Below are 7,820 nucleotides of genomic sequence, written 5' to 3' on the forward strand. Positions count from 1 at the left end.
TGCTTCTCGAGCAGTTGCTGGCCGGATTTGAGGAGTTGATCAAGCAAGCCCCGGGTATTCATTCGCGTGTCTCCACGTAAGAAGATTCAAACGCCAGAGTAAGGCTTGGCCGAGCACACGCCATGCAGGGATTTGCTTCAGGATGTTGCGTTAGCTGGCAAAAAGCCAACTAGACTCGATATCGCCAATACCTCGCACTCACGCACTACGCTTATAACAATTGCTTCACTGCTTGCCTCATGACTGCCCGAACAAGATCGCCAAGAAGAGGGAACACCATGTCAGTGCACAAGACCGCATTGCTCGGCGCCACCACCTGCGCCATGCTGGCCAGCGCCAGCCTGCAGGCCGCCGAAGCGCCCAAGGCCCTGGGGGCCGGCGAGGGGCGCCTGGACATCGTCGCCTGGCCCGGCTACATCGAACGCGGTGAAAGCGACAAGGCCTACGACTGGGTGACCGGTTTCGAAAAGGAAACCGGCTGCAAGGTCAGCGTGAAAACGGCCGCCACCTCGGACGAGATGGTCAGCCTGATGACCAAGGGCGGCTATGACCTGGTCACCGCCTCGGGCGATGCATCGCTGCGGCTGATTGCAGGCAAGCGCGTACAGCCGATCAACACCGCCTTGATCCCCAACTGGAAAACCATCGACCCGCGCCTGCAGAACGGTGGCTGGTATGTGGTCGACAAGCAGGTGTACGGCACGCCGTACCAGTGGGGGCCAAACGTGCTGCTGTACAACACCAACACCTTCAAGCAGGCACCCACCAGCTGGAGCGTGGTGTTCGAGCCGCAGAACCTGCCCGACGGCAAGCCAAACAAGGGCCGCGTGCAAGCCTATGACGGGCCGATCTACATCGCCGATGCAGCGCTGTACCTGAAGTCGGCCAGGCCCGAACTGGGCATCAAGGACCCGTACGAACTGAACGAGGCACAATACAAGGCCGTGCTGGAACTGCTGCGCCAACAGCAACCGCTGATCCACCGCTATTGGCATGACGCCACGGTGCAGATGAGCGATGTGAAAAACGAAGGCGTGGTTGCCTCCAGCTCCTGGGGCTACATGGTCAATGGCCTCAAGGCCGAGAACCAGCCAGTGGCCTCGACCATTCCCAAGGAGGGCGCGACCGGCTGGGCCGACACCACCATGCTGCACGCCGAGGCCAAGCACCCCAATTGCGCCTACAAATGGATGGACTGGTCGTTGCAACCTAAGGTGCAAGGCGATGTGGCGGCCTGGTTCGGCTCGTTGCCGGCTGTGCCGGCGGCGTGCACCGGCAGCGAGCTGCTGGGGGCCGAGGGCTGCAAGACCAACGGCTTTGACAACTTCGACAAGATTGCCTTCTGGAAAACACCGCAGGCCCAAGGCGGCAAGTTCGTGCCTTACAGCCGCTGGACCCAGGACTACATTGCGATCATGGGTGGTCGCTGAGGTTGTCTGAATGCCTGTACCGGCCTTTTCGCGGGCAAGCCCGCGCCCACAGGTTCTTCACCGCCTGCAAGGGTGGCGCTCCACCTGTAGGAGCGGGCTTGCCCGCGAAGAGGCCGGCACAGGAGACATATTCATACCTGGAGTCCACGCATGCCCCTAGCCGTCCAGTTCACCCAGGTTTCCCGCACCTTCGGCGAGGTCAAGGCCGTCGACCAGGTCAGCATCGACATCATCGATGGAGAGTTCTTTTCCATGCTCGGCCCTTCCGGCTCGGGCAAGACCACCTGCCTGCGCCTGATCGCAGGCTTCGAGCAACCCTCCAGCGGTTCGATCCGCATCCAAGGGGTCGAGGCCGCTGGCCTGCCGCCCTACCAACGTGACGTCAACACAGTGTTCCAGGACTATGCGCTGTTCCCGCACATGAACGTGCTGGACAACATCGCCTATGGCCTGAAGGTAAAAGGCGTGGGCAAGGCCGAACGCTACAGCCGCGCCGAAGAAGCCCTGGCCATGGTGGCCTTGGCCGGCTATGGCGCGCGTAAGCCGGCACAGCTGTCTGGCGGCCAGCGTCAGCGCGTGGCCCTGGCCCGGGCGTTGGTCAACCGCCCGCGGGTGCTGCTGCTCGATGAGCCACTGGGCGCGCTGGACCTGAAATTGCGCGAGCAGATGCAAGGCGAGCTGAAAAAGCTGCAACGCCAACTGGGCATCACCTTCATCTTCGTCACCCACGACCAAACCGAAGCACTGTCGATGTCCGACCGGGTCGCGGTGTTCAACCGCGGCCGTATCGAACAGGTCGACACCCCGCGCAACCTGTACATGAAGCCCAGCACAACCTTCGTCGCTGAATTCGTCGGCACGTCCAACGTGGTGCGTGGCGAGCTGGCCATGCAGCTCAACGGCAGCCCTGCGCCCTTCTCCATCCGTCCCGAACACATTCGCCTGGGCGACCCGGTAGTGACCAGCCATGAGGTACAGGTCAGCGGCGTGCTGCGTGATGTCCAGTACCAAGGCAGCGCCACACGCTACGAACTGCAGCTGGAAAACGGTCAACTGCTGGCAGTAAGCCAGGCCAATGACCGCTGGCAAAAGCAGGTGCAGGCCTGGCAGCCGGGGCAACGCCTGCAGGCGCACTGGCCCCGCGAAGCCATGACGGTGCTGCAGGAAACCGAGGGCCGCTGAGATGAGCACACTGCGCGCCCTGTCCAACCTGCTGTACCGGCGCCCCAACCTGTACCTGGCACTGCTGTTGATCCCGCCGCTGACCTGGTTCGGCGCGATTTACCTGGGTTCGCTGTTGAACCTGCTGTGGCAGGGCTTCTATACCTTCGACGACTTCACCATGGCGGTGACCCCGGACCTGACCCTGGGCAACTTCGCCGCACTGTTCAACCCGTCGAACTTCGACATCATCCTGCGCACCCTGGGCATGGCGGTGGCGGTGTCGCTGGCCAGCGCGGTACTGGCCTTCCCCATCGCCTATTACATGGCGCGTTACACCAGCGGCAAGACCAAGGCGTTTTTCTACATCGCGGTGATGATGCCGATGTGGGCCAGCTACATCGTCAAGACCTATGCCTGGACCCTGCTATTGGCCAAGGGCGGTGTGGCCCAATGGTTCGTCCAGCAGTTGCACCTGGACGGCCTGCTGCAGGCGGTGCTGGCCGTGCCGGGCGTGGGCGGCAGCACGCTGTCGACTTCGCACCTGGGGCGCTTCCTGGTGTTCGTGTACATCTGGCTGCCATTCATGATCCTGCCGATCCAGGCCTCGCTGGAGCGCTTGCCACCGTCGCTGCTGCAGGCTTCGGCGGACCTGGGCGCCCGGCCGGGGCAAACCTTCGTGCAGGTGATCCTGCCGCTGTCGATCCCCGGTATCGCCGCCGGCTCGATCTTCACCTTCTCGCTCACCCTGGGCGACTTCATCGTGCCGCAGCTGGTCGGGCCGCCCGGCTACTTCATCGGCAGCATGGTCTATGCCCAGCAAGGGGCGATCGGCAACATGCCGATGGCCGCCGCGTTCACCTTGGTGCCCATTGTGCTGATCGCGGTATACCTGGCCATCGTCAAGCGTCTGGGGGCCTTCGATGCACTCTGAAAAAGCGTCTGCAGGGCTGCGCCTGGCGGCCTGGGGCGGGTTGCTGTTCCTGCACTTCCCGATCCTGATCATCTTCCTGTACGCCTTCAACACCGAAGACGCGGCGTTCAGCTTTCCACCCAAGGGCTTTACCCTGAAGTGGATCGACGTGGCCTTTGCCCGGCCCGATGTGCTCGAGGCAATCAAGCTGTCGCTGCAGGTGGCTTGCCTGGCCACTTTGATCGCACTGGTGCTCGGTACGCTGGCCTCGGCGGCGCTCTATCGGCGCAGCTTCTTCGGCAAGGAGAGCATTTCGCTGGTGCTGATCCTGCCCATTGCCCTGCCAGGCATCATCACCGGCATCGCCCTGCTCTCGGCGTTCAAGACGCTGGGGATAGAGCCCGGGGTGTTCACCATCGTAGTCGGCCACGCCACGTTCTGCGTGGTGATCGTCTACAACAACGTGATCGCCCGCCTGCGGCGTACCTCGCAAAGCCTGATCGAAGCCTCGATGGACCTTGGTGCCGACGGTTGGCAGACCTTCCGTTACATCGTCCTGCCCAACCTCGGCTCGGCGCTGCTGGCGGGCGGCATGCTGGCCTTTGCCTTGTCGTTCGATGAAATCATCGTCACCACGTTCACCGCCGGCCATGAGCGCACCCTGCCGATCTGGCTGCTCAACCAGCTCAGCCGCCCACGCGACGTGCCCGTGACCAACGTTGTCGCCATGCTGGTGATGCTGGTGACCATGCTGCCGATTCTTGGCGCCTATTACCTGACCCGTGGCGGAGACAGCGTCGCGGGCGGTGGAAAATGACCCTGGAGGAGCCCCCGATGCAAACGCAGATGCTGATCAATGGCCAGCTGGTCGCTGGCCAAGGCCCGGCCTGGACCGTGCTCAACCCGGCGCTGGGCACTGCCCTGGCGCAGATCAATGAAGCCACCGAGGCACAGGTAGACAGCGCCGTACGCGCTGCCGACCAAGCCTTCGACAGCTGGTCGCAAACCAGCCCTAAAGACCGTTCGCAGGCCTTGCTGGCGCTGGCCGACGCCATCGAAGCCCATGGCGATGAACTGGCCCGGCTGGAATCGCAGAACTGCGGCAAGCCCCTGAGCGCTGCCCTGAATGACGAGATCCCGGCGATTGCCGACGTGTTCCGTTACTTTGCCGGTGCTGCGCGCTGCCTGGGCGGCTCGGCGGCAGGCGAGTACCTGCCGGGCCACACCTCGATGATCCGCCGCGACCCGTTGGGCGTGGTGGCGTCCATCGCGCCGTGGAACTACCCGCTGATGATGCTGGCCTGGAAGATCGCCCCGGCCCTGGCTGCCGGCAACACCGTGGTGATAAAGCCATCCGAACTGACGCCACTGACGGCCCTGCGCCTGGGCGAGCTGGCCCAGGACTTGCTACCGCCGGGGGTGCTGAACATTCTCTTCGGCCGCGGCCAGACGGTCGGCAACCCGTTGATAACCCATCCCAAGGTGCGCATGGTGTCGCTGACCGGCTCGATCCCCACCGGCGCGCACATCATCAGTGCCACCGCCGACAGCATGAAACGCATGCACATGGAATTGGGCGGCAAAGCGCCGGTGCTGGTGTTCGACGATGCCGACATCGATGCCGCCATTGATGGCATCCGCACCTTCGGCTTCTACAACGCTGGCCAGGACTGCACCGCAGCCTGCCGCCTGTACGTCCAGGACGGGATCTACGAGCGCTTCGTCGAGCGCCTGGGTGCAGCAGTGGCGAGCCTGAAACCTGGCCTGCAAGAGGCCGAGGACACCGAGCTGGGGCCATTGATCAGTGCCCAGCACCGCGACAAGGTCGCCGGGTTGGTGCAGCGGGCCATCGCCCAGCCGCACATTCGTCTGGTAACCGGTGGCAAGCCGATAGCGGGCGATGGCTTTTTCTTCGAGCCTACCGTGCTGGCCGACGCCCTGCAGGACGACGAGATCGTGCGCAACGAAGTGTTCGGCCCGGTGGTTTCGGTCACCCGCTTCACCGATGAAGCGCAGGCACTGGAATGGGCCAACGACTCCAACTACGGCCTGGCTTCGTCGGTATGGACCCGCGACACCGGCCGCGCCCACCGCCTGGCGGCGCGCTTGCAGTATGGCTGCACCTGGGTGAACACCCACTTCATGCTGGTCAGCGAAATGCCCCATGGCGGGCAGAAGCATTCGGGGTATGGCAAGGACATGTCGATGTATGGGCTGGAGGACTACACCTGTGTGCGGCATGTGATGATCAAGCACTAAGTGCTCGCGTTGACCGAGGGGCTTGAATGCCCCTCGGTCAACGTCTCAGAATTTTCCTTCACCCGTGATCTACTCCCTCCTACTGCACATTCATTGAGCTCTCATGGTTGGTATCATAATCTGATACCACGAATAATCATCAGCAAGCCACACTTGAAGCATTACTTAAAAGGCCGGTTCCCAGAACACTGGAGTGGGCGCGGGTGGAGTCTCTGCTGGTATCGCTGGGTGCCAGGTCGTAGAAGGAAGAGGATCACGGGTTCGCTTTGAACTCAATGGAGCAGTGGCAACCTTCCACCGCCCTCATCCGGACAGGCACGCCAAGCCCTATCAACTAAGAGACGCCCGCCAGTTCATTGAGCAGGCAGGAGTATTACCATGAATGTAATGACTTACCGCGGATACGCCGCTCGTATCGAATACAGCGATGAAGACCAGTTGCTGATCGGCCATGTCGCCGGTATTCGCGACGTGATAGGTTTTCATGGCGAATCGATCAGTGAGTTGCGCCAGGCATTTGAAGAAGCCGTTGACGATTATCTTGAGACTTGCGAACGCCTTGGGCGGGAACCGCAGAAAACGTATTCCGGCAAACTCAGCCTACGCCTTGAGCCTACCCTTCACGCCAGTGTGGCGGCCAAGGCCGAGCTGGCTGAAAAAAGCATCAACCAATGGGTAAGCGATATTCTCAGCAAGGCTGCCTATAGCTGAACCCAGGGCCGCTTTGCGGCCCTTTCGCGAAACACGGCCGCTCCTGCAAGGGCCGCGCAAGGCATGGGTCAGTCGCGCAAATCCGACTCGTGAATCGGGTTGGCGCGGCTGGTCGCACGCTGGTATTGCGCAGGCCAGGTGGCCTTGTTGCCGCCCAGGTCGTCGTCGGCATGCAGAGGCCAGTACGGGTCGCGCAACAGTTCGCGGGCGAGGAAGATGATATCGGCCTGGCCGGTTCGCAGAATGTGCTCGGCCTGGGCCGGTTCGGTGATCATGCCCACGGTGCCGGTGGCGATTTCCGATTCCTTGCGCACGCGCTCGGCAAAGCGGGTCTGGTAGCCGGGGCCGGTGGGGATCTCGGCGTTGACCGAGGTGCCACCAGAAGAAACATCGATCAGATCCACGCCCAAACTCCGCAGGCGGCGTGCCAGTTCGACGGTTTCATCCGGGTTCCAACCATCTTCCACCCAGTCGGTTGCCGAAACCCGCACGAACAGTGGCAACTCCGGGGGCCAAACCTTGCGCACTGCCTCGACCACCTGCAAGGTCAGGCGGATGCGGTTTTCAAAGCTGCTACCGTACTCATCGCGGCGCTGGTTGCTCAGGGGTGATAGGAACTGGTGCAGCAGATAGCCGTGCGCGGCGTGGATCTCAACCACCTTGAAACCGGCCTTCAAGGCGCGCTCGGTCGAGGCGACGAAGGCGCCAATCACATCCTCAATCTCGTCCTGGCTCAACTCGCGCGGCGCGGTGTGTTGCGGGTCGAAGGCGATTTTCGAGGGCCCCACCGGCTGCCAGCCGCCCTCTTCCAGTTTGACGCTACCTGGTTTGCCCAGCCATGGGCGATAGGTGCTGGCCTTGCGCCCGGCGTGGGCCAGCTGGATGCCAGCCACGGCGCCCTGGGCGGTGATGAAGCGGGTGATGCGTTGTAACGGGGCGATCTGCGCGTCGTCCCACAGGCCAAGGTCTTCGGCGGTGATGCGGCCATCGGCGGTCACCGCCACGGCTTCAGTGATTACCAGGCCGGCGCCACCGACGGCGCGGCTGCCTAAATGGACGAGATGCCAGTCGTTGGCCAGGCCATCGACGGCTGAATACTGGCACATTGGTGACACGGCGATGCGGTTGGGCAGGGTCAACTGACGCAGGGTGTAAGGCTCGAGCAGCAGGCTCATGAGGGCACCTCCCAAGGACTCCAATGGTGATCCGGCCTGGACACTCAATTACACGTCCCTGGCCCAGGTCCGGTCATAACTTCAGACTAGACCAGAATGGGTGGGGGGGAGGTTCCATGGGATTTTGGGTGGGGTGCGGGGTGCGGGTGTCAGGCTCTAAGGTGAGATCGA

The 7,820-nt window shown here is 62.6% G+C and carries 7 protein-coding genes and 1 pseudogene; 7 read left to right on the top strand and 1 reads right to left on the bottom strand.

Translation table 11 applies throughout. The annotated features are described in order from the left end of the window. Positions 1-278: 278 nt before the first annotated feature. The 7 genes and pseudogenes from ydcS to BJQ17_RS28940 all read left to right on the top strand — a co-directional run bounded on the left by ydcS (position 279) and on the right by BJQ17_RS28940 (position 6,474). On the top strand, positions 279-1,430 hold the full coding sequence (gene ydcS, locus BJQ17_RS28915) for a putative ABC transporter substrate-binding protein YdcS (protein WP_003252185.1): 1,152 nt from the start codon (positions 279-281) through the stop codon (positions 1,428-1,430). A gap of 150 nt (positions 1,431-1,580) precedes the next feature. Continuing rightward, on the top strand, positions 1,581-2,612 hold the full coding sequence (locus BJQ17_RS28920) for an ABC transporter ATP-binding protein (RefSeq protein ID WP_014860534.1): 1,032 nt from the start codon (positions 1,581-1,583) through the stop codon (positions 2,610-2,612). Between the two features lies 1 nt (position 2,613). Further along, on the top strand, positions 2,614-3,525 hold the full coding sequence (locus BJQ17_RS28925; RefSeq protein WP_003252181.1) for an ABC transporter permease: 912 nt from the start codon (positions 2,614-2,616) through the stop codon (positions 3,523-3,525). After that, a complete protein-coding gene (locus tag BJQ17_RS28930; RefSeq protein WP_003252179.1) occupies positions 3,515-4,321 on the top strand; it encodes an ABC transporter permease in 807 nt (268 codons plus the stop codon). The genes BJQ17_RS28925 and BJQ17_RS28930 overlap by 11 nt, the downstream gene beginning before the upstream one ends. A 17-nt stretch (positions 4,322-4,338) precedes the next feature. Beyond that, positions 4,339-5,763 (top strand): gamma-aminobutyraldehyde dehydrogenase, encoded by a 1,425-nt coding sequence (locus BJQ17_RS28935; RefSeq protein WP_070096968.1) that lies wholly within the window; start codon positions 4,339-4,341, stop codon positions 5,761-5,763. A gap of 188 nt (positions 5,764-5,951) precedes the next feature. Further along, a pseudogene (locus tag BJQ17_RS30735) lies at positions 5,952-6,145 on the top strand (type II toxin-antitoxin system HicA family toxin). Beyond that, positions 6,142-6,474, top strand: coding sequence for a type II toxin-antitoxin system HicB family antitoxin (locus BJQ17_RS28940; RefSeq protein ID WP_003252175.1), 333 nt, complete (start codon positions 6,142-6,144; stop codon positions 6,472-6,474). Before BJQ17_RS30735 ends, BJQ17_RS28940 begins: the two are co-directional and overlap by 4 nt. Positions 6,475-6,542: 68 nt before the next feature. On the opposite strand, the gene BJQ17_RS28945 is transcribed toward BJQ17_RS28940, so the two are convergent. Further along, positions 6,543-7,649 (bottom strand): NADH:flavin oxidoreductase/NADH oxidase, encoded by a 1,107-nt coding sequence (locus BJQ17_RS28945; protein WP_003252173.1) that lies wholly within the window; start codon positions 7,647-7,649, stop codon positions 6,543-6,545. Between the last annotated feature and the right edge of the window lie 171 nt (positions 7,650-7,820).

This window comes from Pseudomonas sp. NBRC 111139 (assembly GCF_001753955.1).
GTDB lineage: Bacteria > Pseudomonadota > Gammaproteobacteria > Pseudomonadales > Pseudomonadaceae > Aquipseudomonas > Aquipseudomonas alloputida.

Bases quoted from the DNA above. Each gene is read 5' to 3' on its own strand.
- ydcS (WP_003252185.1), top strand. From the start codon at position 279: ATGTCAGTGCACAAGACCGCATTGCTCGGCGCCACCACCTGCGCCATG.
- BJQ17_RS28920 (WP_014860534.1), top strand. From the start codon at position 1,581: ATGCCCCTAGCCGTCCAGTTCACCCAGGTTTCCCGCACCTTCGGCGAG.
- BJQ17_RS28925 (WP_003252181.1), top strand. From the start codon at position 2,614: ATGAGCACACTGCGCGCCCTGTCCAACCTGCTGTACCGGCGCCCCAAC.
- BJQ17_RS28930 (WP_003252179.1), top strand. From the start codon at position 3,515: ATGCACTCTGAAAAAGCGTCTGCAGGGCTGCGCCTGGCGGCCTGGGGC.
- BJQ17_RS28935 (WP_070096968.1), top strand. From the start codon at position 4,339: ATGCAAACGCAGATGCTGATCAATGGCCAGCTGGTCGCTGGCCAAGGC.
- BJQ17_RS28940 (WP_003252175.1), top strand. From the start codon at position 6,142: ATGAATGTAATGACTTACCGCGGATACGCCGCTCGTATCGAATACAGC.
- BJQ17_RS28945 (WP_003252173.1), bottom strand. From the start codon at position 7,649: ATGAGCCTGCTGCTCGAGCCTTACACCCTGCGTCAGTTGACCCTGCCC.